This window comes from uncultured Rossellomorea sp., from assembly GCF_947488365.1.
GTDB lineage: Bacteria > Bacillota > Bacilli > Bacillales > Bacillaceae_B > Rossellomorea.
On record NZ_CANKZT010000007.1, the window covers coordinates 21,499 to 47,482 of the forward strand.

A 25,984-nucleotide genomic window follows, 5' to 3' on the forward strand; every position below is an offset into this window, starting at 1 on the left:
TCATTACTTAGCCGTCTGTTGAAGAGCCTCTTGAATCGCTTTTGCGACACCGTCCTCACGGTTGGTTGCGGTGATAAACGAACAGAATTCTTTTACCTGATCAAGGGCATTTCCCATGGCAACTGGTCTTCCAACTACTCTCATCATGGATAGATCATTAAGGTTATCGCCCATGGCCATTGCATTTTTGACTGAAAGCCCTTTGTCATCCAGAAGTTTTTGCAGAGCGACTCCTTTTTGAGCTTCCAGACTATTCACTTCAATATTTTCTTTACCAGATGAGCTGATCGCGATGCCAGCTATTTCATGTAATTTTTCGTTCGCTTCTGTTAATTGCTTTTCATCAAAAGAGAAAACAAGAAATTTGTAAACAAGTTGAGAAGAATCTTCGAAAAGGATCCCATAATCATCGACCAATTTAATATGACCTTTTTCAAATCGTTCTTTTGCTGCCTGTCTCACTTGTTTTTCCGACACATTTGGATTGGCTGTTGTAAAAATGTCGACAATCAGCTCGATCCCCATTTCATAGTTTTCAGTATACGTTCCTTGATCAGTGTATATTTCAAAGTAAATGCCCGTCTCGTTTAGTGCAGCGGCGATTTCTTTCGCCCGTGTTGATTCAATACCGGCCTGATAAACGATTTCACCTTTTTTATTTCGAACCTCGGCACCGTTGGCACAAATAATATCGCATGAGATGCCAGCTTCCTTTATGACATATCTGGCTTCTTCATACGATCTTCCTGTGGCAACAATCACTTCAACTCCTCTTTGCTGAGCATCCAGTATGGCCTGTTTGTTTGCTTCACTGATCTCTTGATTTTCATTTAAAAGGGTTCCATCCATATCTGTTGCAATACATGTAATCATAAGCAGACACCTTTCTATGGTTGAGTATTCTTAATTTAGCCATTGTATCATGAATTATTTATCCTCTTGTACTGATGTACCTTACTCTTAACAAAATTAATACACGTGAGTTAATTTTCTGTTAATTCACTTAATTGAAAGGGTTTTCACACGCAATTATAGAAGAATAGAAAGGGTGTGTATTAAATAAGGGGGATTATGAGATGAAAGCACTTATATCATTATCGAACAAGATTATGCAACGCTATCTGCCTGATCCATTTTTATTTGTTGTCATTTTAACATTGGTTGTATTTGGGTTTGGTCTTATTTTCACTGATAGCTCGAGCCTTGAGATGGTTCAGTATTGGGGCAATGGTTTTTGGAGCCTGCTTGCCTTTTCAATGCAGATGGTTCTCGTGCTTGTTACAGGGTATGTACTGGCAAGCAGTCCACTTTTTAAACGGTTCCTTGGTTTCCTGGCGTCATTTGCGAAGTCACCCGGTTCCGCGATTGTCATCGTTACCATCGTTTCTATGATTGCAAGCTGGATCAACTGGGGCTTTGGGCTGGTCATTGGGGCATTATTTGCGAAAGAGCTTGCCAAACGGGTGAAAGGTGTCGATTACCGATTGCTCATTGCCAGTGCCTATTCTGGATTTGTTGTCTGGCATGCAGGTTTCTCAGGTTCCATTCCGTTATCCATCGCGACTGCAGATCATCCTTTCCAGGATATGATCGGTGTCATCTCTACGAGTGAGACGATATTCGCTACGTTCAATGTCCTGATTGTCTTAGCACTATTCATTGTTCTTCCCATCATCAACCGAATGCTGATGCCGTCAAAAGAAGAGACCGTAACCGTAGATCCCGAGCTCTTTAATGAGACAGCTGCCACTCTGGAAAAAGAGGCGTTAACACCTGCTGAGCGTCTGGAAAACAGTATGGTTTTATCGATTATTGTCGCCGTTCTCGGGATTGCATTCCTGTTCTCATACTTTATTCAAAATGGTTTCGCCCTTAATTTAGATATTGTCAATTTTCTATTCTTATTCCTGGGCATTCTCTTTCACGGGACCCCTAAGCGGTTCCTTGCGGCTGTTCAAGAAGCGATCAAGGGCGCAAGCGGGATTGTCATTCAATTCCCTTTCTACGCGGGAATCATGGGGATGATGACGGCATCAGGTCTTGCTGTCGTGATGTCTGAGGCCTTTGTATCGATTTCAAATGATATGACCTTTTACTTCTTCGCTTTCCTCAGCGCCGGGATTGTGAACTTCTTTGTCCCTTCAGGAGGAGGACAATGGGCCGTCCAGGCTCCCATTATGCTTGATGCCGCTCAAACCCTTGATGCTTCTATCGCAAAGACTGCTATGGCAGTGGCATGGGGGGACGCCTGGACAAATCTGATCCAGCCATTCTGGGCATTGCCTGCTCTGGCAATTGCGGGATTAAAGGCAAAGGATATTATGGGATATTGTGTTATCATCCTTGTCATTAGTGGAGTCGTCATTTCATTGGGACTATTATTCTTATAATATAAAAGTCAAAAGCGCCTTGAACCGTTTCGCCTCTGGTGAGACAGTTTAAGGTGTTTTCTTCTGATGAAAATAAAAAGCTGATCCCCTTAGAGACCAGCCGTTATCTATGACCGTTCATTATGTTCTATATTGGCTTCCATTCTATCGAACATTTTCTCTTCTCTCTAGCTCCCCTTCTAACATCTCAATAAATTCTTCTTCTAATCCTTCTTCTTGTGCTAATTGGTAGACATTAGCCAATTGTTCTTCCGTAAGTTTTGTTAAAGATGTCATTGATTACAACTCCTGACTAACAAAGGTATGAATTCCTAATACCCTCTTAACCAACATATAAACCTCTTTATCGAGATTTTTAATTATTTATTTTGTCTTTTTTCGTATAATTTTTTACTATTATAGATTAGAAAGTAATAGTTGATTTCCGCTACAGGAGGCTCGCTTTCCGCGGGGCTGGCGGTGAGCCTCCTCGGCTGTGCCTCCGGGGTCTCACCTGTCCAGCTATTCCCGCAGGAGTCGAGCCTCCTTCCGCTCCAATCAACTCTCTGAGCATGTATCCTTAATGGAAATCAGTAAAACAAGAATTTTAGCAAACAACCTTATTTAAGGTTAGTAGAGAATATGTTAAAAAACAACAATCATTGTGAAAAGAGCATTTATTTTAATCCTAAAATCCTATATTTAACTCTATGAAAATAAATAAGTGAAATGTTTTTCAGCTTATAATTGAAATTTTTAAAAATTTTAGTAAAATAGAGAGGTACTGAAAGATAGCGCTTTCTTTTTCGTATACATTATTTACAAGATCGAACATTCGGCATTTCATGTTTCACATTCACACCTTTTGGGAAAAACAGCTAGGTAATGCATAATCTCCCTACTGAGAACTTCCTATGGACAAATTTATATGTATGCATTAAAATGAATAATGTTTCATTTTCCGTTATAACTACATCTGAGGTGAATTTATGAATCAACATCGCTTTACATTAACAAGTCATTTACGATTTATCATTCCTTCCCTATTGGGAATTTTTCTTTTTATGGTGCCGATTCCACAGGAAGACGGAATCACGATACCAATCGCGGTTCTTTCAGGGCTATTACAGGACTGGATTGGTAGTTATATACCTGCGATCATGACGGGACTAATCATCCTTACCGTATTAGGAACGTTGATCACAAAGCTCTTACATCCAGCCTTTATTGAAAAATCACCGTTTTTCACGAGCCTATTCGATGTGAGACCTGTATGGGTTTTTGTCAGAGTCCTTGGTGCTGTGTTTGCAATCATGACGCTATTCAAATTAGGACCTGAATGGGTATGGTCTGACGCAACGGGTGGACTCCTTTTAAACCCGGATGGACTTCTTACCATTCTTTTCTCTGTATTTTTATTTGCCGGACTTTTTCTACCTTTATTATTAAATTTCGGTTTACTTGAATTATTCGGTGCTCTCTTAACGAGAGTGATGCGGCCCGTATTCGGTCTGCCAGGACGTTCCTCCATCGATTGTTTAGCTTCCTGGTTGGGAGATGGAACCATCGGGGTGCTACTGACAAGCAAACAGTATGAGGAAGGGTACTACACCAAGAAGGAAGCAGCAATCATTGGTACGACCTTCTCCGTTGTATCCATTACCTTTAGTTTAGTCGTCATTTCAGAGGTTGGTCTTGGGGATTATTTCATTCCTTTCTACCTTACAGTAGCTCTTTCAGGAATTATTGCAGCAATTGTACTGCCACGAATCCCGCCTCTATCCCGTAAGCCTGACACATACTATAATGGACAAGAAGGCAAGAACACGATGGAGGTCATTCCAGAAGGCTATAGCCGCGTTGGTTATGGATACGAGCAAGCCCTTGTTCAAGCAAAAAACAACAACAGTACTTCTAAATTTTTCACTGACGGCATGAAGAATGTGTTGGATATGTGGATGGGTGTTGCACCAATTGTTATGGCAATCGGTACAACGGCGCTTATTGTAGCGGAAAACACGAAGTTCTTTGAATACATCGGTATGCCGCTTATTCCATTACTGGAGCTTTTACAAATTCCAGAAGCAGCAGAAGCGTCTCAATCGATTCTTGTCGGTTTTGCAGACATGTTCCTTCCAGCCATCTTCGGATCTGGAATTGAGAGTGATTTAACACGCTTTGTGATTGCTTGTTTATCTGTAACGCAATTGATTTACATGTCTGAAGTGGGTGGATTATTACTAGGTTCTAAGATTCCGGTTGATTTCAAAGACTTAGTGATCATCTTCTTACAGCGTACATTCTTGACTTTACTTGTCATTGTTGCGATTGCTCATATGATTTTTTGATGGATGAATGAAACCCAGGTTCAGATTTGAACCTGGGTTTTTTATTTCCTTTGTTACTATTAAACTTTTCAGTCACTCGCTTACCGCTGGTTTTCACCCATTTGCTTTGCATAAAATGAGTGTAAGTGTTAAAAAATCGTTGACCGTTCCTTTCCGCTCCAGGCAATTGCTTTCCGCGGGGAGGAAGTCAAGCCTCCTCGGGCTTTGCCCTGCGGGGTCTCGACCTTTCCTCTATTTCCCGCAGGAGTCAATTGCCTTCCGCTACAATCCACTCTGTGCTTCCACATTCTTAATATGCATTGATAGAAGTATTACTAAAACCTTTACAAAACAGACTTTACTTACAAGCGGTTATACCCTTTTTCCTACCTTCATAGTTATTCCGCCTTTGGGCCTTAACGTAATGAGAGGATGACACTCCACCTTCTGATTGACGGACATTTCAAACGAAAAGCGTTGCACGTATAAGGCAGCAATGATCAATGCCTCTTGTAAGGCAAAGTGATTTCCTATACAGACTCTGGGTCCTCCCCCAAAAGGAAAGTAGGCATAGGGCGTAATCTTTTTCAATCTGGCCTCTAGAAATCTCTCAGGATCAAATGTTGAAGGATCGGGGAAATACTTCTCATTCCTATGCATCAGATATGGTGAAACAAGGACATTCTCACCTTCTTTGATATGGTGAGGACCAATCATAACATCTTTAACCGCGATTCTTCCAAACATCCAAACGGGAGGATACAAGCGTAGTGTTTCCTGAAGTGCTTGCCGCGTATAATGGAGGTGCGAGAGATGCCCACTACTTAATTCATCGGTTCCTACCACTCTATCGACTTCTTCATAAACTTGTTCTTTCACCTTCTTATCGCACTCAAGCGCATGGAAGAACCAGGAAAGGAGATTCGCTGTCGTTTCATGGCCAGCCACAAAGATGGTCATTACTTCGTCCATAAGCTGGTTTCTGGACATACTGTTGCCTTCCTCATCCCGGGCATGAAGTAAGGCGTGAAGTAAATCCTTTTTCCCATCTCGATGATACTCTTTTTGATGGATGATCTCCTCCACCACCCGCTTTAATTCTTGAATGGATGTCTTATATTGCTTCACCTCAGCAGTCGGCCAAGATAGCGGTGGCTTAAGGAAGGATCGTATTCGTTTTGTAGCAGTCTCCATAATGGTTTCAAGGTGCACACCAACTTTCTGATGGCCTTCCTTTACATCCATATTAAACATGGTTTTCGTAATGACCGCCAGGGTAACCTCCATCATATCCTTGGAGATGTCCCGGGAACAGTTTATCTCCCAGCCTTCCATCATGGAAGAAGCAGACTCGATCATTTCAGTCATATACTGCTGAATATGACGCGGGGTAAAATAAGGTTGGATCGTTTTTCTCTGTTTTGTATGTAGCGGAGACTCACTCGTCACAAGTCCTTCTCCAATCAATAGGGACAGTTCTCGGAATTGCTTTGATTTATGAAAGGAGTCTGACTGGGTGACGAGTGCCTCTTTCACCAATGCAGGGCACATCAGTAAATGAACGGTTCGATTGGCAAAACGGAGTTGAACTTTCTCTTCGTGTTTCCTTGCCATCTTTTCTAAAAACACTAGTGGATCCTTCCGGAATTGTTCTAGCTGACCTAATGGATGAAAGGAATGGAGGACGGTTGGTTTCGACATTACTTCACATCTCCTTTATTTCTCTGAATAAGAGCCAATAACTATGTCTAATCAAGCAAGCCCGTATGAACGCTCCTTTCATCCTATTCATGTACATTCCTATTCATTAATCCTTTTTCATCCGCTCCCTTAACTGCTCCAGGCTGAGCTCACTAGTCGAAGAGATAGTCCAATGAGCATGTTTCATATAGTCATCTGCCCCTACTCCGACTGTAAACATTTTCGTATTCAGAAGAGCCTGCAGCCCTGCTTCGCCATCTTCAATGCCCACACAGTTTTCTTCCGGTACCCCAAGAGCATATGCCGCCTTCAAGAAAATTTCGGGATCCGGTTTTCCTTTTTTTAAAGAAGACGGGTCAATAACGACAGGAAAATACTCCTGTAACCCTACTTTCTCCAGTACATAGGGTCCATTTCGACTTGAAGAAGCAAGTGCGACAGGTACGTTTTCTCTCATCAATTCTTCTAAAAATTCTATTACACCGGGTAAAACGTGCTGGTGTGTAAGTTCTGAAATCAGTGATAGATAAATCTCATTACGCTTATTGGCCAGTTCGGTGATTTGTTTCTCTGAAACTTGAACATTTCCTTCCTTCAACAAATGTTGGACCGTTTCTTTTCTACCTATTCCCTTTAGTTTATTATTTTGCTCCTCAGTATATTGAATCCCATAGGGACGCATCAGCTCTTGATTGGCTTGAAAATAAAAAGGCATGGTGTCTGTGATGACTCCATCCATATCAAAAATGACAGCTTGCAATGTCCTCGTCACTTGGTTTCCTCCTGTTTGCATAGTAAAAGGCTGCACCAATATGAGGCAGCCTTTGATTTCACTTATTTTTCACCGGCAAGGTTACTTCTACTCTTGTTCCTTTATTCATTTCTGATTCAATGAGTATAGACCCTTTATGGTCTTCAATGATCCTTTGACTAATGGTCAGCCCGAGCCCCATCCCTTTTTCTTTCAAGGTGAAGAACGGCTCTCCCAGTCTCTTTAGACGATCAGGGGGTATCCCAACCCCTTGGTCTTGTATAGCAATGGTGATCATATCGTTCAGAACGTTCCAATCGACATGGATTTCTCCTTCATCCATCGATTCGATCGCATTTTTAATAATATTAATAAACACCTGTACACATTGATTCTTATCTCCAAATACATAAATCGGAGATGACGGTACTTGGACATTTAATGATATTCCTTTAAGGATCGCTTCATGCCCCATTACCTTGATCACATAATGAAGAACTTCACTCATATCAAAGAGTCGGTATTCCCTCATTTGAGGTTTGGATAAAATGAGTAACTCACCGACGATTTGATTGATTCGATCCATCTCGGAAGACATGACGGTAAGATAATGGTCCGGTACATGCTTATTCTCTTCCAGCAGTTGAATGAAGCCTTTGATGCTTGTTAGGGGATTTCGGATTTCATGGGCGATTCCTGCCGCAAGTTCTCCGACCACAGAAAGCTTTTCTTTTCTTAATAGCATTTCTTCTGCTATTTTCTGCTGTGAAATATCCCTGCCAATGATGACTAATCCCTTTCTGGTGTGATTCGAATGAAATAATGGGACTTTTATGACATCAAAAGTCTTGAATTCACCGTTCGGAAGGTAGAATCCCTCTTCACATCTCGTTACTTTTTCCGCTTTCCACGATTGTTCATCGGAGTCAATACAATAGTCGAAGGCGTCTTTAAAGAATGGGACGAGTTTCCCCAGATCACGGTCTGTCTTTCCTACATAATCGATTCCCTCAAGATTATACAACCTACGACCAAATTGATTGACCTTTAACCAACGGCCTTCTCCATCCTTAAAGCACACAAAATCCGGCAGGGAATGAAGAAGAGTAGAGAGCTGATTTTCTTCTTCCAGTAATTTTTGATGCTCTGCCAGAAACGATCTCCCTTCTCTTAATAAGAGAGCCAGAACCGTTCCCCCCACAATGGCTGATAGAAGGGCTGCGATTACATTCCATGGCTCATCCAGAATGAGTACAACGGTGAGCTGAAAGACAAATAGAGCCATGAGGATCATTATTTTGTTATAGAATGTGTGTGTCATTATGCGATTCTTTTTCTCTCTCATCCCGTCACCCGTCTCACTCATACTTTTGTTCGTTAAAATAAGTTAAATATATATGGACCGATCGAAGTAATATAAAATAATATATAGATTCCCATAAAGTAAAAGGCACCTGCAAAGGATCCCCAATCAGGATCACGACCTAGTTTCCAGATTACCCAGGTGATCGCACTAATCACCAATAATAGTGCGTAGCCACTTCCGGGAAACACAAAGTATTCCGGAGCCACCTGGTAAAAATAAGCGTTCATCGCATTGCCTGTATAGCTGATCGGCATCAGCATAAAAATAATGATCGATGCATACTCGGCCCAGCTGATCCCGTCTTTTTCAAACACATTTGGTCTGAATATATACAATAATATTAATAAAAAGAGTGATGGAAGCACCCAGTAAAAGGATGTCAATATCGTCACCAGACTGCTGAACATCATGAGAACGCCGTTGTTCAATGCTTCTTTCACTGATCTGTTTGACCAGTTCGTACTTTCTGAAACAACTTGATCGTTCTGAGATGCCCCGTATAGTTCATATGTACCACCATCATAATTAAACCAAACCAGTGCCTCGTCTGTTAATTGCACTGGAGAATATGTGACATGCTTTGTCGTGCTTATTGGAGAGCCTTCTAGGATTTCTTGATTTTGAAAAGGGGCCGAATACAGGCTCACCGCATTGTTATCACCAATCCGCTGTCCTTCTGAAGTGAACACCACAGAATCTTCTCCCTCAACGCTTACAAACTGTACCCCGCCAGGACTCGTCAACTTTTCCCCGGTATCTTTATTTTCAAATTCAATCTTACTTCCGGTTAAAATCGATGATCCCAGTTCCTCTAATGGAACCTGAACCTTGTATACATTGTAGGACAGTGTGCCCTGAGTGCGTGATTTCTCATTATATAGCAAGGTGAGCCGATCGTCTGCTACTTTAAATGTTAAACCATCCATCTTTTTATTCGGTGCCGTATTTACCAGGAGAAAAGGCTTCTCACTTACTTCCCGGTTTTCATTCAAATAGTGGATGAAGTCATGAGTATCATCTTGTTTTACCTGAATGATGGCACTTCCATTGTCTCCTATATGAATATCAGAAATTTCAGACTGAAAAGTGTAGATTTCATTAGAAGAACCTTCTTGCATGTTATATTCATAAAGTTGATTGTACTTCCAATAATAAACGTTATTTGAGGCTGCTCCTAATCCTGTAATATCTCCTGAGAGGATTTGATCCTCATTGTTTTGAGTCAGAACCAGATCTCCATTTTTATAATAAATCACATCATTCCCATTGGACCAAAATGGATAACCTCTAGTAATCTTAGTCTTCATGACTTTTTCATCAGATACTTGCATATCCTCATTGATTGTAAACGAGTGGACCTTCCCTTCGCTCGACAAGTAAAGCTTTCCATTGTTTTGAAAAATCTGTGGTCTCTCTTTAGATGTGAAATCGAATGGAAGAGAACGGCTCCAGTTGGGCTGAGGTAACTCTTTCACTAATAGCAGTTGGTGAAAGAACAAAGCAGCTATGAATAGGAGCATGATTCCTATAGGTATACCAAATACTTTTAACTTTTCTCTCATCTGAATCCCCCTTATGTAAAATCCTTAGACTTCTGAATTTTAGCATAACTTATATAGGTTTTCACCATTTTTTCCCACTAAAAGGGAGGGGAACAGAGATTTGTTGCTTCCTTTTAGTATACCATTTCCATTTCAATTTGCTATTAACAATTGTCATATTTTGTCGTATTTAAGAATTTTAAGTTGGATAGAGGTTGAATACTTTTTAAGGAATAAAAAAAGACCCCTAAGAAACTATTGCTTCTCAGGAATCATTCTGTTTACTTCGTTTTTAACTTTTCTAACATATCGGCTGTCATTTTGGCTAAGTTGTAATCTGTTTTGAATCCCCATTCGTTCATGGCTGCGCTTGAATCGATGGCGTTCGGCCAGCTTTCAGCAATGCCTTGGCGAACAGGATCTACCTTATAATCCAACGTAAAGTCCGGTTGGTGGACGCGGATCGCTTTTGCAATATCCTCAGGTGCTACGCTCATGGCTGACACATTAAAGGAGTTACGGTGCTCAAGCTTTGAGCCATCCGCTTCCATAAGGTCGATAATCGCATTAAGGGCATCGGGCATATACATCATATCCATGTAGGTTCCTTCCCCGATGTATGAGGTATACTGGTTGTTCTTGATTGCTTCATAATAGATCTCTACTGCATAATCAGTGGTTCCACCACCTGGCAATGTTTCATATGAAATCAGTCCCGGGAAACGCAGGCCTCTTGTATCCACACCAAATTTAGTGAAGTAATAATCAGATAGAAGTTCTCCAGACACTTTATTTACTCCATACATGGTAGTAGGGCGCATGATGGTGTCTTGTGGAGTTGAATCTTTTGGTGTTGTTGGACCGAATGCCCCAATCGAACTTGGTGTGAAGAATTGACATTCTAATTCTCTTGCTGCTTCCAGGGCATTTACAAGTCCACCCATGTTTAAATTCCAAGCAAGGAGAGGTTTTGCTTCTGCTGTTGCAGATAATAAAGCAGCCAAGTGAATAATGGTATCTACATTATTTGATTTTGCGATATCAAACATTCTTTGAGCATCCGTGACATCCAGTTGTTCAAATGGCCCATTCTTTACAACCGGACTATCTGTCTCACGAATATCCGTTGCAATAACGTTATCTGAACCATATACTTCCCGTAGTCTATTGGTAAGTTCAGAACCAATTTGTCCTAATGCACCCGTTAATAAAATCTTTTTCATCGTATTTCCTCCTGCATTTCCCTATGGTGATAGAATGATTTCATATTCATACAGATAGGGCTGACTTTTATAGCCATACCCTATCACGTTATTCATAAAGCGGGATTAGATAATTCCCATTTCTTTACCGACTTTTTCATATGCTTTAATCGCTTGATCGAGCATGTCTTTCGTATGTGCTGCTGAAGGCATGTTTCTCACACGGCCTGTTCCTCTTGGTACTGTTGGGAACACGATGGATTTGGCATATACACCCTCTTCATATAGGCGTTTACTGAAGTCCTGGGTTGCCTGCTCTTCACCGATGATAACCGGAGTGATAGGCGTCTCACTGTTCCCAATGTCAAATCCAAGTTTCGTCAGCTCTTCTTTCAGATAACGGCTGTTTTCCCACATATTATCTTGAAGCTCTGTGGAGTTCATGATCAGGTCAAGTGCTTCTGTACAAGCCGTTACATCCGCCGGCGTAAGGGATGTAGAAAATAGGAATGGACGTGAGCGGACCTTTAACCAGTCGATCAGGTTCTGAGTTCCTGCCACGTATCCACCAACTACACCGATTGCTTTCGATAACGTACCCATTTGGAAGTCCACTTTGTCTGAAAGGCCAAAATGCTTAACCGTTCCTGCACCTTTTCCAAGGACACCCGAACCGTGAGCGTCATCTACATACGTCATGATATCAAATTCCTCAGCAATTTCAACGATTTCAGGAAGTTTACATACATCTCCATCCATTGAAAATACTCCGTCTGTGATGATCATGATTTTGTTGTATTGACCAGATTCCTTCGCTTCTTTTGCTTTCGCACGAAGATCCTCCATGTCTGAGTGACCAAAACGGATGATCTTTGCTTTCGAAAGACGACAGCCATCAATAATGGAAGCATGGTTCAGTTCATCAGAAAGGATGGCGTCGTTCTTATCCATAACCGCTGAAATGGCAGCCATATTACAGTTGAATCCTGATTGATATGCAATCGCGGCTTCTGTTCCTTTAAACTTCGCGAGCTTTTCTTCCAGTTTCACATGAAGATCAAGGGTACCATTAATTGTACGGACAGCTCCAGCACCTACACCGTATTCTTTCACCGCTTCGATCGCTACCTTCTTAAGGCGTTCATCAGTAGCGAGCCCCAGATAGTTATTAGAAGAAAGGTTCACAAGCTTCTTATCATTAATCGTAATCATCGGTCCGTTTGCACCTTGCAATGGATCGATCTCATTATATAATCCTCTTGATTTTAAATCCTCAAGATTTTCTTGTAGAAAATGATCTAATGTTTTACTTGTCATGTACTTATCCTCCTGTTATGTAAGCGTTTTAAAAACAAATGTCCACTCCAAAAACACAAAATTTATCAGTTGATTCTTTATGATTGCTAATGATTATTCTGCTTCTTAGTTTAACATGTTTTTTTGTGATGGACAAAATATATCTTATCGATTTAGTTTGTGTTTCTATATGCTACTTCATGCAATTAATCAAAACAATAATCTACTATCTTTTCTTCATCTGTCATAAACTATCCACATATTATGTGAATAATTTCACAAACTTATAATAGAATAAACATATAATCTTAAAGCAGGTGATGGAAATGTCTGTTTTTGAACTCATAACTTCATTGACCCCAGTATTAGCCGTTCTCATATTTCTTGTTATTCTGCGGTTACCCGCTTCTGTTGCGATGCCTGTCAGCTTCTTACTGACTGTCATTTTAAGTATTGTATTCTGGAAAATCCCACTGATACAGATCAGTGCTGCCACGGTTGAAGGAATGATCATTGCTTTCACTATTCTTTGGATCGTTTTTGGAGCGATCTTGCTTTTGAATACCTTGCAAAACAGCGGAGCCATGGAAACCATTCGAAATGGATTTTCTATAATCTCCCCGGACCGCCGTGTGCAGGTCATAATAATCGCTTGGTTATTCGGCTCTTTTATTGAAGGTGCCGCTGGATTTGGAACGCCTGCGGCCCTGGCAGCCCCGTTGCTTGTTGCGTTAGGGTTTCCGCCCCTCGCAGCCGTTTCTCTCGCTCTTATTGCAGATAGCAGTGCCGTATCGTTCGGTGCGGTGGGTACTCCCGTTATGGTAGGGATCGATCAAGGATTGAGACAGGGAGGAAACCTTGCAGGGCAAGTGGAACAAACCGTGGGACCTCAACCTATGATGGATTATTTAAGCGGTGTAGCCAGTCAAGCTGTGAGTATCGATTTGTTCATAGGAAGCTTCATTCCTCTATTGCTTGTCGTGATGCTGACCCGTTTTTTCGGTCCGAAGCGCTCCTTTAAAGATGGGCTTGCTCTGTGGAAGTTCTCTCTTTTTGCAGGTCTATCGTTTACATTACCGGCTTTACTGGTAGCCACTTTCTTAGGACCAGAGTTTCCTTCCATTATCGGTGGACTAGTCGGCCTGCTGATCGTCGTTCCTGCAGCGAAGCGGGGCTTCTTATTACCAGATGAGGTTTGGGACTTTGAAACGCACCCTAAAGAAGTTCCTGTTCCAGGATCCGTTCCTGGGAGGAAAATGCCGATATGGTTAGCTTGGATTCCCTACTTGCTTGTCGCTTTCCTGTTGGTTTTAACAAGATTGGATCTTCTACCTGTTAAAGGGTGGCTAAGAAGCGTCAAAGTAGGATGGAGCAATATTTTAGGAACAGGCATTTCCACTCAGTTTGAGCCACTTTACCTTCCTGGTACAATCTTTGTATTGGTCATGGCACTGACATTCATGATTCATAAAATGAGCAAGCCACAAATGAAAGAGACGTTCCGACAATCTTTATTTACGATTAAAGGAAGTATCATCTCATTAATGGCTGCCGTTCCCATGGTAAGGATTTTCATTAATTCCGGTGTCAATGAAAGTGATTTAGTGAGTATGCCAATGGAACTTGCCACTTTAGTGTCGGGTTTAGTGGGGGAAGGATGGCCTTTTGTCGCTCCTCTCATCGGTGCACTCGGCTCGTTTATCTCTGGAAGCGCAACGTTTAGTAACATGATGTTTTCTCTCTTTCAGTTTAGTGTTGCCGATCAAATCGGAGCAGATCCGCAAACCGTTTTATCCTTACAGGTACTTGGAGCAAACGCTGGAAATATGGTATGTGTGCTGAATGTAGTTGCTGCTGCATCTGTTGTTCAGCTTAGTGGAAAAGAAGGTCAGATCATCCGGATAACTGTTGTTCCGATGTTATTATACGTTCTGTTGTCAGGGAGTATCGGTGCTCTCGTGCTTTATTTCTTTTAAAAAGAAAGGATGAACAAATGACATCCATTTGTTCATCCTCTCTTTATTTTATGACCTTTCGGTTGACCCTGTACTCGAGTATCGCCTCGTGCATTCTCCTTAATGCCAAGTCGATCCGCTCTTTCGGACAGGCAATATTCATTCTGACAAACGAGTGTCCGCTCTGCCCAAACTTAAAGCCTTCATCAAACTTCACCCTCGCTTTTTCTAAGAAAAACGTACACAGCCCTTCACCTGTCATTCCTAATTCCGTGCAATCAATCCAAATAAGGTGAGTGGCTTGCGGGAGGATTGCTTTCAGCTCTGGAAGGTGCTGATCCAGATAATTCAGCACGTATTGTTTATTCTCTTCAAGCACCATTAATAGCTCATTTAGCCAAGGTTCGCCTTCCTCATAAGCCGCAATCGTTCCTTCAATCCCAAACACATTCGGTCTCATCAGTCCATAGCCTGTAAGCTTTTCATTATACTTATCTCTCAGGTCTTTGTTCGGTATGAGCAGGATGGAGGTTTGAAGCCCCGCGATATTAAAGGTTTTACTTGGAGCCGCACATAGAATACTGCGTTCTACTAAGCTTTCATCCCCTTTAAACAGAGGAACGTGTTCATATCCTTTGTATACCAGGTCCCCATGCATTTCATCTGAAATGATCCATAGGTCATGCCGCTTAGCGATCGAACCAATTTTCATTAATTCCTCTTTCGTCCATACCCGTCCAACAGGATTATGAGGACTGCAGAGAATAAGAAGTTTCGTTCTGGGATGACGCGCCTTTTCTTCCAAGTCGTCAAAATCGATCGAGTATACTCCATCACGATAGAGCAACGTATTTTTCATAACCGAGCAGCCATGGTTCTCGATCGTACTGTAAAAAGGATAATAAACGGGATCCTGAATGATTACACCGTCTCCAGGCTCCGTTAACACGGACAACAATACATTGATACCCGGAATGATTCCTGGGCTAAAGCTGATCCACTCTTTCTCTATATCCATTTGGAAGCGCCTCTTCCACCATGAAATGACAGACTCAAAGTATCGATCACTAAATGTCGTATAACCGTATATGCCATGCTGAGCCTTGCGATTCATGGCTTCGACAATGGCAGGCGACACTTGAAAGTCCATATCTGCAATGCACATAGGAATTACATCCTCGGCAGGAAACGACCATTTCACAGAGTGAGTGTTTGTTCTCTCGATGCAATCATTCCAATTCATATCCTAATACCCCTCTCACATATATCTGTCCTTACTTTATACCAGATTGAGGACGGGGTGAATACCTAATTTAAAAATAGGAATCCCCCTTACTTACATTAGATGAGTGTCATGTCCAAATGCTTAATACACTCACTACTTTTCAACGGTTTTCCCTTCCCCGGCCCTTCTGTGGATATGCTTCATTCCTTCCCGCTTACTTAACGGTGCCAGCTTTTCTGATTCAATGAATTGCTGTACCGCTTCCGGGTCCGTTTTTGAATACTCCCGGAGCGCCCAGCCAATCGCCTTCTGAATAAAAAATTCTTTTGATTCATTATGCAATAATATGTATCTGAACAAACGATCCTGATCTGTTTTTCCTTTATATTTCAATTGATGCAAAATAGAGATCCGATTCAACCACATATTATCGGAATGAATCCATTTCTCTAAGTATGCGTCATCTTCTTCCGTTTGATAGATTTTCCCTACATGATTGGGAGCAATATGATCGATGGTATCCCACCAGGATTTATCTGTGATGATTTCTTCCAAAAATGGCAGGTGGTCTTTCGTTAAATATCTGGATTGTTTGTCCAGAAGGGAAAGACCGATATACTGACACTCCCTTTGCGGTTCAGACCAAAGGGAACGAACAATGTCAGGTAATTCCTCAACCGGTGGCTTACCGTTCTCCTTTAGAAAATCCCTCAGTAACGCCGTTCGCTCCGGGGTCCTAATGCCAAAGAACTGAAATTGATTCCTCATATACGCTTCCATGGCTTCTCGATTTTCACTATTTTGATGATTTTTTAATAGAGTGATGATTTTATCTGAATACTCATGCCCCATCCTTATTCTCCCCTTTTTGATTTTGTTCTTCGCATTCAAAACAACTGCTTTTTCCATTCTCCTTTTGCACACCGTTAAAAAAGCCGTCTAAACAATAAAGAGGCTTCTGACAGAGATAACAGTAGTCTACCAGCTCTTTCATTTCTTAACAGGTTCCTTCCCACTAAATTGATCATCCAGCATATTCTCCAATCAAAACATCTCCCGTCTGCAGAACTCTCTTCATACTTCTTTAATATCGGGTAAAAAACCTTTTTTAAACAAAAAAAACAACCCTCAGCTAGCTAAAGGATTGTCTCTTTTTGTCAGTTGTCTCATAAGGAAAAAGTGAAGAAGCTTTTTGCTTTGAGGTAATGAAAACCCGACGATGGAACCGAGTCCCAGTGCGATAATGACCGTCCCGATCCCGACAGGACCACCCAGTAACCAGCCGAAGAAAAACACAATGATCTCCATTCCATTCCGTACCCACTGAACTTTCCAGCCCGTCTTCTCAACTACGAGCAGCATCAGACTGTCACGGGGTCCTGCCCCCAAGTCAGCTGACACATATAATCCGATACCGTACCCGATTACCACAATCCCAATCGCAAACACAATCGACTGTGCCAATAACGATTGAGGGTCAGGAAGTACATAATTAAATAAATCTATGAAAATACCGATTAACAACATATTTATAAAGGCTCCGACTTTAGGAAATGTCTTTGTTCCGATACCTGTCACGAATAAGATCAAAAATCCTGCAATGATGGACCATGTGCCAATCGTCAATCCAAGCTGCTTAAAGAGCCCATAATGAAACACATCCCAAGGTCCGATCCCAAGGTCTTTCCCTTTAATCGTCAAGCTTATGCCAAACGCAAGTACAAGGAGGCCAGTAAAGAAGAACGACCAACGTAATACAAATTCTCTATTCATGAAAATCCCTTCCTACACCATAGTCATTTCATTTATTACCCGGATAAATGTATCACAGAATAAGAAACAAAAAAATTTCATAAAACCTATGGGGTTGGTGGGGATAATTCATTCAGGGTATTGTGCCTGTTCTTTTTTTACATTTTTTTGTTAATCGGCTGGATTATTTGTGAGTTCGGCCGGATGTTCATTGAAAACGGCTGGATTTATGACCATTCCCGCCGGATTTTCACGAAAAACGGCTGGATTATCGCCCATTTCGGCTGGATTCACTAAGCTGCGCCTCGAAAAAAAGCAGAGAACACATTAAAACCACTTAAATCCTCATTCTTCATTGATAAAACAATAGAAATCATGGTGGAAAATCCATGAAATCAACGCAGCTCATCAAAAAAATTCTCTACCCTTCAACCAGCTCTATAATTTCCCCGTCAGGTCCAAAGAAAAAGACCACTTTCCAGCCATTTTCAAGTACAACTGGACCCTCAACAGGTACTAACCCGCTCTCCCTTAATAGAGCAATCTCCGTTTCCAGATCGATGACTGCCAAGGCTAAATGAAGAAATGTCCGCTTCGAACCGTTATCCTCCCCAAGCTCTTCGATGAGCTCCAACCGACAATCGTTCTTTTTCATAAATAGTATCTTCTCACACCCCCATTCGAAATACGTTTCCTCTTCAAACCCAAAGTAAGATTGATAGAACTCCTTCGACCGCCCTAAACTCTTTACATTCATTCCCATATGATGAATTCTCATAGCCATTCTCCTTACAAAATTACATTCATATCGCCAAACTCATGCCATTTATAGTTTTTTAACAGAGCAGTTTGATAGGCGTTCATTAATTTTTCCTCTGAAATAAAAGCCTTTAAGAGATCCAGATGACTCGCTTCCGGTTCATGGAGCCCCGTGATGAGGCCATCTACGAGTTGAAGGGGGGTATCCCCCGATATATATAAGTTTGTTATCCCTTCAGAAGGCTTTAACTGTCCATATTGCGTCATGATGGTCTCAAGGGCACGAACGACTGTAGTGCCCACTGCAATGACCCGCTTCCCACTCTTTTTTGCCTTGAGGATTTGGTCCACTGTCCCTGAACCTACATGGTATTCTTCCGGATGATTTTTTGGTGTCGGCCAGCGATCATTTCCGTAATAGCTCAAGCCTGCGTGAAGCTGTATGAACACGACCTCAATTCCCTTCTGCTTCAAGGATTGTATCAACTTCCAAGAAAATGCCCTTCCGGCAGATGTCATTTCCACAGATCCAGGGACTGATCCATATACGGTTTGATAGCAATCAAGTGGCCAAGGACTATCAATATATTCATAACGGATCGGCTCTCCGTTTCTGTAAATAAAATCAAAAAGCTCAACACCACTCCTGTTAAATTCCAATTGCACAAGTGGTTTTTCACTTCCCTCACCCACCATGTTTGCCCGGACTCCCTCTGAAAAACAAATCGGTTCCCCCGCTTGATGGAAGTCTCCTATGATAAGCGCATCCCAACAGTTATCATCTACTTTTCTGGATAAACGAACTTCGAACTGCCTGTTTCCTTGCTTCCCTTTGAGAGAGGCAGGAATGGTCCGGCTGTTGTTTAAAACCAGTACGTCCCCCCTATTTAAAAATTCGGGTAACTGCTTGAATTGGGTATGATCACATTTACCGGTCTCCCGGTTCAACACCATCAGTTTTACTTCGTCTCGCTCGAATCCTTGAAGCTCAATGGGAGTCGATGCGTTTAAATGGGATGGGATATCAAAGGTCTTAGCCAGTTCATTCATTCTCCCCGCCTCGATTCCACTGAAATTCCAGTGCTTCAAATCGATTCCCGTTCTCATGTTCTGAAGCGTCGGAAGCAAGATATAAAAAGAGGTCAAGGTGATCATGAGGGTTCGCAAGGGGATAATCACATTCCGGGACAGCCTTGTCGTGCATGTCCGTATCCATTTCCCCTGGATCGACCATATTCACCCTTACCCCTGTATCACTGAGTTCGTCGGCCCATGTTTGAGTCAATCCTTCGACGGCAAATTTAGAAATTCCGTATGCCCCCCACTCAGCAAAGCCTGTTTTACCCGCTTCTGATGTTAAGTTTATGATTGATCCTTTACCCCGGCTGATCATTCCCGGCAGGACTCTTTTCGTTACTAAAAATGGGTTCAATGCATTGATTCTTAGCACCTCAAGGAATTCTTCTTCAGGATAATCAGCCAGAAGGCGGGGACCAGGTCCAAAGACAGATGCATTGTTAAAAAGAACATCGACTCTTCCCAATACTTCCTCCGTAACAGAAACAAAACGGTCTACATCCCTGGAATCAGAAACATCTGCTTCCAAGGCTACCACTTCTGCCCCTAACGCTATCAATTCTTTCTCCAACTCCCGAAGGGGTCCACTCGTTCGTGCACAGATCGCAAGCTTTGCTCCTTCCTTGGCACATTGTAGGGAAAGGGCCCTTCCCAACCCTTTTGAAGCTCCGGTTATCATGACTACTTTGCTTTTCAACATCTTTATTTCCCCTTTCATAACTCTTATTACTCACAGTTTATGAAAAATCTCCTTTCGACAAATCGTCTATAAGTGGTCATGGGGAATAGAAAATTAGATGTAGCAAGCTATCAGCCTTTTGATGTAGTTTCATAAAAACACGAACATTAATACTAGAAATATATTTTATATTCGTGTTATAATCAAATTGAAAATAAATAGAGCAGTGACTGGCGAAAATGTGGAATCAACCACAAGGGAGCTGCGAATCTTATAAATCATGAGCCATTAGCCGTTCGCCTGGGCAGAAGGTAAGGGGATACCCTTGTCTTCTTTTACTATAATCAGGAGGGATTGCAGTGGAACCACTAGTATTAGACGGGAAACTTGTTGCATCTGAGGTAAAGGAAAGCCTAAAGTCGAGAGTCGCTGTATTAAAGGAGAATGGTACTACCCCATGCCTTGCCACGGTGCTTGTTGGAGACGATCCATCTTCTGCTACGTATGTGAAGATGAAGGGCAATGCGTGCGCGAAGATCGGAATGGAATCAAGAAGGATTCATCTTCCTAAGGAAACGACAACAACTGAATTGTTGGACGTGATCCGGGAGCTTAATCAAGATTCTTCCGTTCATGGCATTCTCTTGCAGCACCCTGTTCCTCACCACATTGATGAACGTGCTGCTTTTGAAGCAATCTCCATTGAGAAAGATGTTGATGGAGTCACAAGCCTCGGGTTCGGTCAAAACTCTCTTGGGTTTGGTGAATATCCATCTTGCACACCTGCCGCGATCATGAGCATCATCGATTACTACGGTGTATCCCTTGAAGGTAAACACGCTGTCGTAGTAGGAAGAAGTCCGATTCTAGGAAAGCCTGTATCCATGATGCTGTTGAATCGAAACGCAACGGTGACGACCTGTCATTCGTATACAGAGAATCTGCCTGACATTCTCGCTACTGCAGATATCGTGGTGGCAGCAGTCGGTAAACCTAACTTCATTCAAGGGGATTGGTTAAAAGAAGGTGCTGTCGTTCTTGATGCGGGCTATAACAAAGGGAACGTCGGAGACATCGATTACGACGCATGCTATGAAAAAGCGAGCGCGATTACCCCTGTACCAGGTGGAGTTGGCCCGGTGACCATCTCCATGCTATTAAAACAAACCGTTGATTCTGCTGAGAAATATGGTTCTGTCCTACAAAATTCATAATCCTTAAATTTCAAGAGACTGACTCGTTTAGGAGAGCCAGTCTCTTTTTTTGCTATTTCGGACTTATTTTTTCTACATTTCAGGAAAGAATGGTAAGGAATAGAAAGATAAAGGAGCGTTCATATGGACACACATCATCAAAATGCATTTTCCGAAACACCGGAACCCTATTGGAGGGAAACGGCTAAACTCCCCTTATTTAAAAAGCTTGATAAAAACATAAAAGTGGACGTAACCGTGGTTGGCGGAGGGATTGCAGGTATCACCACTGCCTATCTGTTAGCTAAAGGCGGGAAAAAAGTGGCTCTCATTGAGGCTGACCACTTATTGAACGGGACAACGGGGCATACAACGGCTAAGATTTCGGCACAACACGGATTGATTTATGATGAACTCATCCAGCATTTTGGAGTAGAGTTTGCAAAGAAATACTACCTGTCTCAGACAAAGGCTCTTCAGTTTATTAAAGATACGATTTCCAGCGAAAAGATAGATTGTCATTTTACAGAAGAGGACTCGTATGTTTACGCGACTACTGATCAATATGCCACAAAAATCGAGAAGGAGTACGAGGCGTATCAGAAGTTAGAGATTCAGGGAGAGCTCATCGAAAAACTCCCGATCGATTTATCCATTAAAAACGCAGTCGTAATGAAAGAACAGGCACAGTTTCACCCTTTAAAGTATCTAAAAGCCTTGATTGATTCTTATACGGGACTTGGCGGTCAAATATTTGAAGGAACACCCGCTAAAACCATTAACGAAGGAGACTCCACACAAGTGGTGACGGATGATGGATATCACCTGGATAGCGAGCATGTAGTCATCTGCTCTCACTTTCCTTTTTATGATGGCATGGGCTTCTATTTCACAAAAATGTATGCCGAACGCTCGTACATCCTTGGAGTGAAAGCGAAAAAGGATTACCCGGGAGGCATGTACTTAAGTGCAGAAGACCCTACCCGTTCCCTCCGTTCTGAAGACGATGAAAATGGGGAAAAGCTTATATTAATCGGTGGGGATAATCATAAAACGGGACAAGGTAAAGATACATTGGAGCATTACAATGCACTGAAGGAGTTCGGAGAGGAAGTCCTTGGAGTAGAAGAGGTACGTTACAGATGGTCTGCTCAAGATCTCATTACACTAGATAAAGTACCCTACATCGGTAAGTTAACGGAAAAACATCCATCCATTTTCGTAGCGACGGGTTTTAAAAAATGGGGAATGACATCCGGTTCTCTAGCGGGGCAGATCCTATCTGATCAGATTTTAGGAAATCATCATATTTATGCTGATGTGTACACTCCTTCCCGATTTGTTGCCGACCCTAGCATTAAGCATTTCTTTAAAGAGAATATAAATGTGGCTGGACAACTTATTAAAGGAAAGCTTCAAGTCCCAACTAAAAAGGTACAGGAGCTACAAAAAGGCGAGGGCGATGTCGTGAACCTGAACGGGCGACGCTGTGGTGGATACCGGGATGAAACAGGAAAGCTGCACGTCGTAGACACTACGTGCACCCATCTCGGCTGTGAAACCGAATGGAACCACGGTGACCACACATGGGACTGTCCTTGTCACGGATCCCGTTTCTCCATTGATGGGGATGTGATTGAAGGCCCTGCGAAGAAACCTCTCACCAGGTTTGAAGTGACCGATTGAGGGACGGACCTCTGGAAGGAAGCTTCCGATTATTGTCGAATATAGCCTGGGAAATAAACCGGATTTCCAAAGTATTTGACATATTTTGTCGTATCTCACAGAAGAATATTTCCTCGATTATGTCTCAAACTATAAAGGCTTGAGTTACTATTTGGGGAGGGATTCTGAATGGGACGTACTAAAAAAGGTAACCGTAATGCTCAAAGTAATACGAATGCTAAACAAAATCGAACAAGTTCTGAATTAGTGGAGTTTACAACCGGTCAAGCGAATACGAAGAAAAACCGACCACAAGACTAGTAACGACTAGCTGATTGAAGAATAACCGGCAGTACCGCTGCATCAGGTTATTCTTTTCTTTTTTCTCCTGATCCGTTCATCTTTTCGTAGAGGAATCTCACTGCCGACCTCGAATACGTTATAGAGAAATTGATTAGGAGGAATAGATGATGCAAGAACAAATGTTATTTCAACAAATGGAATTCATTCGGCTTCGCACACTGGCTGCTCTTGATGCGACAACGGAACAGCAGGCGGATGAAATGCCTCCAGGATTCAGAAATTCTATCCGATGGAATTTAGGACATATCCTGCTGTCTCAGGAAAACCTGTTATTCTCCTTTGTAGGGGAAAACGACCGTAAAACACTTCCACCTGAATATGGGGAGTTATTTGGCTTTCATACAAGCCCTTCCACTTGGAATGCGCTCACACCCCCTACACTGAAGGAACTTCGTGAGAAACTGGAGGCACAACCGCAAAGGATGAAAGAAGCGTTTTCCGGTCGTTTGGATGAAACAGGAGAGAAGCCGTTTGTCCTTGGTGAACATACTACGTTTACCACTTTGGGTGAAGTTCTTTCCTTTGCTAACTGGCATGAAGGCTTACATCAAGGAGCCATAACGTCTATTAAGCGTGTACAAGGAATTGAAAATCTTTGGGAAAAAGTTGAAGAGAAGATAGAAAGATAAAAAGACATGGCGGCTCTTGTGCTGCCATGTCTTTTTATCTGCCTTTAAACAAAATTAAAAAATCCCCATACCCTTCTTCTTCTAATTTCCCTTTAGGAATAAATCGTAAAGAAGCAGAATTGATGCAATACCGAAGACCTTTAGGACCGGGTCCATCTGTGAACACATGCCCGAGATGAGAATCGGCTTCCCTGCTTCTTACCTCGATTCTTGTAGAACGATGAGAGAGATCATATTGTTCTTTGACGCTTGCATCCATGACAGGCTTTGTAAAACTTGGCCAGCCGCACCCACTATCATACTGGTCTTTTGAGGTGAATAAAGGCTCACCTGAAACGATATCCACGTAGATCCCTTCCTCTTTATTATCCCAATACTCATTTTCGAAAGGAGGCTCTGTTCCATTTTCCTGTGTAACGAAGTATTGCATTTCCGTCAGATGTTCTTTTAAATGGGATCGATCTTTTGGCCAATATTTGTTCAAGAAATCCTCTCGTCCGGATCCACGCTTATAAAGTGCATAGCGAAAGGCATTTCTCTTATAGAAATCCTGATGATAAGCTTCTGCAGGATAAAACTCACGTGCGGGGAGAATCTGTGTCACAACAGTCTCCTTAAATACTCCACTCTTCTCCAGCTCTCGTTTTGACTCCTCGGCCTGCATTTTTTGATTGTGGTTATGATGAAAAATGGCTGTACGGTAGGAGTCACCCCGATCATTGAACTGCCCTTCTGAATCAGTAGGGTCAATTTGTTTCCAATAAAGATCGAGCAGTTTCTCATAAGGGAACCGATCAGGGTCGAATGTAATTTGGACGGCTTCATAATGTCCTGTCCCTCCTGACGTCACATCTTTATAAGTTGGATTGGCCATATCACCCCCTGTATAACCGGATACAACACTTTCAATTCCTTCCTGCTCATCAAAGGGTTCCACCATACACCAAAAACATCCTCCAGCAAAGGTTGCTTTCTCCATTTCAACGCTCCTTTCGTTTCACGTGAAACATTTAATGACCCTTCGTTCTCACACAAACTCATCCTTCAAAATAAAGATGATAATGATGTTGACACCCCGGATTAAAAGAGGCTCGACAATGGGGACATACCGATTGGCAGTTCATATACTGTAAAATCGTTAACTCACTTTTGCACTCGCCACAAAGTACCGCCTTGGCATTCCATTCATCCTTCCCCCATCGGACAGGTTCATGATCTGCCATTTCATCATGACATGTATGACAAGGGTAATAGGCGTTACAGCATTTAAATTTAATGGCGATGATATCCTTCCTTGTTCGGTAATGTTTACACTTTGTATTCGAATCCACTTCCACACCGGTCACCTTTATCAGCTTTTCAGTCATAATCATCCTCCCCTTATGCAGTAAATTTCGATATACATAGTCACTATTCCTACTAAAACCGTAAACTACTAGCTTCATTCTAGCCTAATTATCTATCTGTACTATACAATGAATAATAAAAGAAAGGGAGGGGAAGATTCTTGAAATTGATTGTATTCGGAGCAACCGGCGGAACAGGCAAGGAAGTAGTGAAGCAAGCATTGGCAGATGGCCATGAAGTCACTGTATTTGTTCGGAATCCTTCTAAATTGGAAGAAGATAGTCCGCAATTAACTTTCGTAAAAGGGGATGCTCTGAACGCTACAGAAGTGAGAGAAGCATTAACGGGGCAAGAAGCCGTTATATCCTGTTTAGGTTCCGATGGATTGAAGAAAACAAACGTCCTTACCAATATGACCACAAATATCCTGAAGGGGATGGAGATACATCGCATCACGAGAATTGCCTATGTGGCATCAGCTGGTATTCATAAAGAAATACCAGGCCTTCAAGGAAAGATCATTCAGTTCATTCTTCGGAATGTTTTAATGGATCACAGGAATGCTGTGGGACAAATAATGAAAAGCAGCGTCCACTATACGATTGCCAGACCCATGCAATTGACTACCCAGCCTCTATCGAAATCGTACCGTCAAGACGTAGAATTGATTCCGTCGAAGGGAAGAAAGATTGGCCGCGCTGATGTCGCTCACTTCCTGCTTCAAAGCATAGTTCAAGAGAAGCATATGGATGAATCCATTGGTTTAGCTTACTAAAAAATCAAGGGA

The 25,984-nt window shown here is 42.1% G+C and carries 24 protein-coding genes and 1 riboswitch; of the genes, 8 read left to right on the plus strand and 16 right to left on the minus strand.

The genetic code is table 11. The annotated features are described in order from the left end of the window. Positions 1–3: 3 nt before the first annotated feature. On the minus strand, positions 4–873 hold the full coding sequence (locus tag Q1B03_RS18960; protein WP_299745250.1) for a Cof-type HAD-IIB family hydrolase: 870 nt from the start codon (positions 871–873) through the stop codon (positions 4–6). Between the two features lie 203 nt (positions 874–1,076). Here Q1B03_RS18960 and Q1B03_RS18965 point away from each other — a divergent pair, with 203 nt between their 5' ends. After that, a complete protein-coding gene (locus tag Q1B03_RS18965; RefSeq protein WP_299745252.1) occupies positions 1,077–2,390 on the plus strand; it encodes a short-chain fatty acid transporter in 1,314 nt (437 codons plus the stop codon). Positions 2,391–2,534: 144 nt separating this feature from the next. Here the strand turns inward: Q1B03_RS18965 and sda are convergent, their stop codons facing one another. Next, complete coding sequence (gene sda, locus Q1B03_RS18970) at positions 2,535–2,666, minus strand: sporulation histidine kinase inhibitor Sda (protein WP_082051344.1); 132 nt, start codon at positions 2,664–2,666, stop codon at positions 2,535–2,537. 692 nt (positions 2,667–3,358) lie between these two features. Here sda and Q1B03_RS18975 point away from each other — a divergent pair. Then, complete coding sequence (locus tag Q1B03_RS18975) at positions 3,359–4,717, plus strand: YjiH family protein (RefSeq protein ID WP_299745255.1); 1,359 nt, start codon at positions 3,359–3,361, stop codon at positions 4,715–4,717. Positions 4,718–5,068: 351 nt separating this feature from the next. Here Q1B03_RS18975 and Q1B03_RS18980 read toward each other — a convergent pair whose 3' ends face one another. The 6 genes from Q1B03_RS18980 to Q1B03_RS19005 all read right to left on the minus strand — a co-directional run bounded on the left by Q1B03_RS18980 (position 5,069) and on the right by Q1B03_RS19005 (position 12,574). Next, a complete protein-coding gene (locus tag Q1B03_RS18980) occupies positions 5,069–6,397 on the minus strand; it encodes a cytochrome P450 (protein ID WP_299745257.1) in 1,329 nt (442 codons plus the stop codon). A gap of 106 nt (positions 6,398–6,503) precedes the next feature. Then, positions 6,504–7,169 carry a beta-phosphoglucomutase gene (pgmB, locus tag Q1B03_RS18985; RefSeq protein ID WP_299745259.1) on the minus strand — a complete coding sequence of 222 codons (666 nt, stop codon included), beginning with the start codon at positions 7,167–7,169 and terminating at the stop codon, positions 6,504–6,506. Positions 7,170–7,227: 58 nt separating this feature from the next. After that, a complete protein-coding gene (locus Q1B03_RS18990; RefSeq protein WP_299745261.1) occupies positions 7,228–8,493 on the minus strand; it encodes an ATP-binding protein in 1,266 nt (421 codons plus the stop codon). A gap of 32 nt (positions 8,494–8,525) precedes the next feature. Then, positions 8,526–10,076, minus strand: a complete 1,551-nt coding sequence (locus tag Q1B03_RS18995) for a hypothetical protein (RefSeq protein WP_299745263.1) — start codon at positions 10,074–10,076, stop codon at positions 8,526–8,528. A gap of 260 nt (positions 10,077–10,336) precedes the next feature. Continuing rightward, positions 10,337–11,278, minus strand: coding sequence for an L-threonine 3-dehydrogenase (locus tag Q1B03_RS19000; protein ID WP_299745266.1), 942 nt, complete (start codon positions 11,276–11,278; stop codon positions 10,337–10,339). A 105-nt stretch (positions 11,279–11,383) separates the two neighbouring features. Further along, the gene (locus Q1B03_RS19005; RefSeq protein ID WP_148996291.1) at positions 11,384–12,574 is read right to left on the minus strand and encodes a glycine C-acetyltransferase; all 1,191 of its coding nucleotides are present in this window, start codon (positions 12,572–12,574) and stop codon (positions 11,384–11,386) included. 305 nt (positions 12,575–12,879) lie between these two features. On the opposite strand from Q1B03_RS19005, the gene Q1B03_RS19010 reads away from it, so the two are divergent. Then, a complete protein-coding gene (locus Q1B03_RS19010; protein WP_299745272.1) occupies positions 12,880–14,529 on the plus strand; it encodes an L-lactate permease in 1,650 nt (549 codons plus the stop codon). A 43-nt stretch (positions 14,530–14,572) separates the two neighbouring features. Here Q1B03_RS19010 and Q1B03_RS19015 read toward each other — a convergent pair whose 3' ends face one another. From Q1B03_RS19015 to Q1B03_RS19040, 6 genes are all read right to left on the minus strand, one after another. Then, on the minus strand, positions 14,573–15,751 hold the full coding sequence (locus Q1B03_RS19015) for a MalY/PatB family protein (RefSeq protein WP_299745275.1): 1,179 nt from the start codon (positions 15,749–15,751) through the stop codon (positions 14,573–14,575). A gap of 135 nt (positions 15,752–15,886) precedes the next feature. Further along, positions 15,887–16,642 carry a DNA alkylation repair protein gene (locus tag Q1B03_RS19020; RefSeq protein ID WP_299745278.1) on the minus strand — a complete coding sequence of 252 codons (756 nt, stop codon included), beginning with the start codon at positions 16,640–16,642 and terminating at the stop codon, positions 15,887–15,889. A gap of 219 nt (positions 16,643–16,861) precedes the next feature. Then, a complete protein-coding gene (locus Q1B03_RS19025; RefSeq protein WP_299745281.1) occupies positions 16,862–17,506 on the minus strand; it encodes a YitT family protein in 645 nt (214 codons plus the stop codon). 400 nt (positions 17,507–17,906) lie between these two features. Beyond that, complete coding sequence (locus tag Q1B03_RS19030) at positions 17,907–18,263, minus strand: VOC family protein (protein ID WP_299745286.1); 357 nt, start codon at positions 18,261–18,263, stop codon at positions 17,907–17,909. Positions 18,264–18,274: 11 nt separating this feature from the next. Beyond that, on the minus strand, positions 18,275–19,333 hold the full coding sequence (locus Q1B03_RS19035) for an S-adenosylmethionine:tRNA ribosyltransferase-isomerase (protein WP_299745289.1): 1,059 nt from the start codon (positions 19,331–19,333) through the stop codon (positions 18,275–18,277). After that, complete coding sequence (locus Q1B03_RS19040; protein WP_299745292.1) at positions 19,287–20,021, minus strand: SDR family NAD(P)-dependent oxidoreductase; 735 nt, start codon at positions 20,019–20,021, stop codon at positions 19,287–19,289. The genes Q1B03_RS19035 and Q1B03_RS19040 overlap by 47 nt, the downstream gene beginning before the upstream one ends. Positions 20,022–20,216: 195 nt before the next feature. After that, a riboswitch (ZMP/ZTP riboswitch) is annotated at positions 20,217–20,313 on the plus strand. A gap of 40 nt (positions 20,314–20,353) precedes the next feature. On the opposite strand from Q1B03_RS19040, the gene Q1B03_RS19045 reads away from it, so the two are divergent. From Q1B03_RS19045 to Q1B03_RS19060, 4 genes are all read left to right on the plus strand, one after another. Next, on the plus strand, positions 20,354–21,214 hold the full coding sequence (locus Q1B03_RS19045; RefSeq protein ID WP_299745622.1) for a bifunctional 5,10-methylenetetrahydrofolate dehydrogenase/5,10-methenyltetrahydrofolate cyclohydrolase: 861 nt from the start codon (positions 20,354–20,356) through the stop codon (positions 21,212–21,214). 123 nt (positions 21,215–21,337) lie between these two features. Next, a complete protein-coding gene (locus tag Q1B03_RS19050) occupies positions 21,338–22,879 on the plus strand; it encodes an FAD-dependent oxidoreductase (RefSeq protein WP_299745294.1) in 1,542 nt (513 codons plus the stop codon). Positions 22,880–23,047: 168 nt separating this feature from the next. Further along, entirely contained in the window at positions 23,048–23,179 is a 132-nt protein-coding gene (locus Q1B03_RS19055) for a hypothetical protein (protein WP_262372000.1), read from the plus strand. Between the two features lie 146 nt (positions 23,180–23,325). Further along, positions 23,326–23,850 (plus strand): DinB family protein, encoded by a 525-nt coding sequence (locus tag Q1B03_RS19060; RefSeq protein WP_299745303.1) that lies wholly within the window; start codon positions 23,326–23,328, stop codon positions 23,848–23,850. Positions 23,851–23,884: 34 nt separating this feature from the next. Here the strand turns inward: Q1B03_RS19060 and msrB are convergent, their stop codons facing one another. Both msrB and Q1B03_RS19070 read right to left on the minus strand, forming a co-directional pair. Continuing rightward, positions 23,885–24,829, minus strand: coding sequence for a peptide-methionine (R)-S-oxide reductase MsrB (gene msrB, locus Q1B03_RS19065; protein WP_299745306.1), 945 nt, complete (start codon positions 24,827–24,829; stop codon positions 23,885–23,887). A gap of 58 nt (positions 24,830–24,887) precedes the next feature. Next, on the minus strand, positions 24,888–25,217 hold the full coding sequence (locus tag Q1B03_RS19070) for a CHY zinc finger protein (protein ID WP_299745308.1): 330 nt from the start codon (positions 25,215–25,217) through the stop codon (positions 24,888–24,890). 140 nt (positions 25,218–25,357) lie between these two features. On the opposite strand from Q1B03_RS19070, the gene Q1B03_RS19075 reads away from it, so the two are divergent. After that, a complete protein-coding gene (locus Q1B03_RS19075) occupies positions 25,358–25,972 on the plus strand; it encodes an NAD(P)-dependent oxidoreductase (protein ID WP_299745311.1) in 615 nt (204 codons plus the stop codon). Positions 25,973–25,984 lie beyond the last annotated feature (12 nt).

Excerpts from the sequence above, each read along its gene's own strand:
- msrB (WP_299745306.1), bottom strand. The coding sequence starts at position 24,829 with ATGGAGAAAGCAACCTTTGCTGGAGGATGTTTTTGGTGTATGGTGGAA.
- Q1B03_RS19070 (WP_299745308.1), bottom strand. The coding sequence starts at position 25,217 with ATGACTGAAAAGCTGATAAAGGTGACCGGTGTGGAAGTGGATTCGAAT.
- sda (WP_082051344.1), bottom strand. The coding sequence starts at position 2,666 with ATGACATCTTTAACAAAACTTACGGAAGAACAATTGGCTAATGTCTAC.
- Q1B03_RS18990 (WP_299745261.1), bottom strand. The coding sequence starts at position 8,493 with ATGAGAGAGAAAAAGAATCGCATAATGACACACACATTCTATAACAAA.
- Q1B03_RS19040 (WP_299745292.1), bottom strand. The coding sequence starts at position 20,021 with ATGTTGAAAAGCAAAGTAGTCATGATAACCGGAGCTTCAAAAGGGTTG.
- Q1B03_RS19015 (WP_299745275.1), bottom strand. The coding sequence starts at position 15,751 with ATGAATTGGAATGATTGCATCGAGAGAACAAACACTCACTCTGTGAAA.
- Q1B03_RS18980 (WP_299745257.1), bottom strand. The coding sequence starts at position 6,397 with ATGTCGAAACCAACCGTCCTCCATTCCTTTCATCCATTAGGTCAGCTA.
- Q1B03_RS19055 (WP_262372000.1), top strand. The coding sequence starts at position 23,048 with ATGGGACGTACTAAAAAAGGTAACCGTAATGCTCAAAGTAATACGAAT.
- Q1B03_RS19020 (WP_299745278.1), bottom strand. The coding sequence starts at position 16,642 with ATGGAAAAAGCAGTTGTTTTGAATGCGAAGAACAAAATCAAAAAGGGG.
- Q1B03_RS19025 (WP_299745281.1), bottom strand. The coding sequence starts at position 17,506 with ATGAATAGAGAATTTGTATTACGTTGGTCGTTCTTCTTTACTGGCCTC.
- Q1B03_RS18975 (WP_299745255.1), top strand. The coding sequence starts at position 3,359 with ATGAATCAACATCGCTTTACATTAACAAGTCATTTACGATTTATCATT.
- Q1B03_RS19060 (WP_299745303.1), top strand. The coding sequence starts at position 23,326 with ATGATGCAAGAACAAATGTTATTTCAACAAATGGAATTCATTCGGCTT.
- Q1B03_RS19000 (WP_299745266.1), bottom strand. The coding sequence starts at position 11,278 with ATGAAAAAGATTTTATTAACGGGTGCATTAGGACAAATTGGTTCTGAA.
- Q1B03_RS19010 (WP_299745272.1), top strand. The coding sequence starts at position 12,880 with ATGTCTGTTTTTGAACTCATAACTTCATTGACCCCAGTATTAGCCGTT.
- Q1B03_RS18965 (WP_299745252.1), top strand. The coding sequence starts at position 1,077 with ATGAAAGCACTTATATCATTATCGAACAAGATTATGCAACGCTATCTG.
- Q1B03_RS19050 (WP_299745294.1), top strand. The coding sequence starts at position 21,338 with ATGGACACACATCATCAAAATGCATTTTCCGAAACACCGGAACCCTAT.
- Q1B03_RS18960 (WP_299745250.1), bottom strand. The coding sequence starts at position 873 with ATGATTACATGTATTGCAACAGATATGGATGGAACCCTTTTAAATGAA.
- Q1B03_RS19030 (WP_299745286.1), bottom strand. The coding sequence starts at position 18,263 with ATGAGAATTCATCATATGGGAATGAATGTAAAGAGTTTAGGGCGGTCG.
- Q1B03_RS18995 (WP_299745263.1), bottom strand. The coding sequence starts at position 10,076 with ATGAGAGAAAAGTTAAAAGTATTTGGTATACCTATAGGAATCATGCTC.
- Q1B03_RS19005 (WP_148996291.1), bottom strand. The coding sequence starts at position 12,574 with ATGACAAGTAAAACATTAGATCATTTTCTACAAGAAAATCTTGAGGAT.